Genomic DNA, 1,631 nt, shown 5'->3' with positions numbered 1-1,631 from the left:
TCAAGGTCGATGGCAGTGGTGATGCCCTGAAGCAGATCAAAGAGTGCAACTACCAGCAGAAGTATCTGGCCGACGGTAAGAGAATCATCCTGATCGGCATCGACTTTGATTCCAACAGCCGTAATGTCACCGGCTTTGCCTGGGAAGCGGTCAAGTAACAGCTGTCACTTGCTGAGCAGACTGAACAAACGTTGCAACCCTGTCAACGCCCCATTGCCGATAAAAACGCCCTGAGCGACCCTCCGTGTCGGTAAATGGTCGGTAAAATCGACCACCGACCTTCAGTCCAAATCTCTCTACGGCCTTGCCAATCAGGAGAAATAAGCGAATCATCTTTTTTAGCAGCTGCCTACATGTCGGTAATTGTTCGGTAAAAATGAACGGGTACGCCATAACGCCCGGTAATCACGGCTCAAACACGTACGCACATTCACGCTCACTACAGGTGTGGATGAGTTTGTTGGTGGTGCCGGGAATGATACGTTTAATGGTGTGATCGATGGCACAACTGGTGCTGTTGCAACGACCTTGACTGCTTTGGATTCCATTGATGGTGGTGCTGGAACCGACACCTTTAAGCTGAACGTGCTGAACGGTATTGGTGATGCCGGTACTGCTGTTACGGCTCTTCCTACAGGTATCGTTGTACAAAATGTCGAGAATGCTGTAGTGCGTACAGCTGTTGATTTAACAGCTGACTTCTCTACCTGGGCAGGCTTGACGTCCCTCAGCGTGACAGAGGCTGCTGGTCTTATTGATTTGACTGCTGAAGATACAACGGCAGTTACTACTTCTGGCACCAAGGGCGCAGTCACTGTCGACGGCGGCAGCAATGTCAGTGTTACTGTGAACAAGGATACTGGCGCAGTCACGCTGGACAATGCGGCAGGTGCAATCAGCATCACCGGCTCTGATTTTGAAGGTGCAAACATTGCTACCACCGACGGAACCGATGTCACAATCGATGTATCCGCAAAAGCAGCAACTGGCAACATTACAGTCGGTACAGCTGGTAATGAGCAATCAGGCGCTGTCTCCGTAACTCAAACACTGAATTCAGACGGTGAAGCCGCTTTGAATAACGGCGATACTGCCATCGCAGTCACTGGCGGAACAACAATCGCTGTGACCGTTAATGCCATCTCTGATGCTAAAAAAGAAACCAGCGACTTTGACATTACAGTTGGTTCGATCAGTGTTACCGGTAGCGAAGATACAACCGATGTTACCGTAGTGCAAAACGCATCAGTCACGACCGTAACCAAAGCAGCAAAGGCATTAGTGCCGGCAACCCAAGAACTCACCTTTAAAGCACTTGCGAATGGAGAGTCCACAACCGTTAATGGTCTGACCTTCACTGCAGCCAAAGCTCTGACCGCAGGCCAGGTGGCGCAAGCCTTCGCCGGTTTAACCAAAGATGACACTCAAAGCGAGACTGGCCCGACAGCCAACGGTGTCTACAGTGGTGATTTTGATACAGTCTCAGGTTGGAAAAGTGGTAGTGCTAGTGTCCCGTGCGGTTAGTTCTTTTGCTTAAATTGAAGTTGTGCTATAGTTTCAAACATGGCACGCACTCATGAAAAATACGAATTAACAGCGCAAGACCGACAAGCTCTCGAAGCCTTGCTTCG

At 49.9% G+C, this 1,631-nt stretch carries 2 protein-coding genes; both read left to right on the top strand.

All coding sequences use genetic code 11. The features are described 5' to 3' along the window. Positions 1-26: 26 nt before the first annotated feature. Positions 27-158, top strand: a complete 132-nt coding sequence (locus tag ICT70_RS15325) for a PD-(D/E)XK nuclease domain-containing protein (protein WP_224747094.1) — start codon at positions 27-29, stop codon at positions 156-158. Positions 159-447: 289 nt separating this feature from the next. Further along, a complete protein-coding gene (locus tag ICT70_RS14750; RefSeq protein WP_191157985.1) occupies positions 448-1,524 on the top strand; it encodes a hypothetical protein in 1,077 nt (358 codons plus the stop codon). Positions 1,525-1,631: the final 107 nt, after the last annotated feature.

The sequence above is a fragment of the Pelovirga terrestris genome (assembly GCF_014773365.1).
Classification (GTDB): Bacteria; Desulfobacterota; Desulfuromonadia; order Desulfuromonadales; family Geopsychrobacteraceae; genus Pelovirga; species Pelovirga terrestris.
The sequence above is the reverse complement of the archived record's forward strand: the minus strand, read 5'-3'. Positions and strand labels throughout refer to the sequence as shown.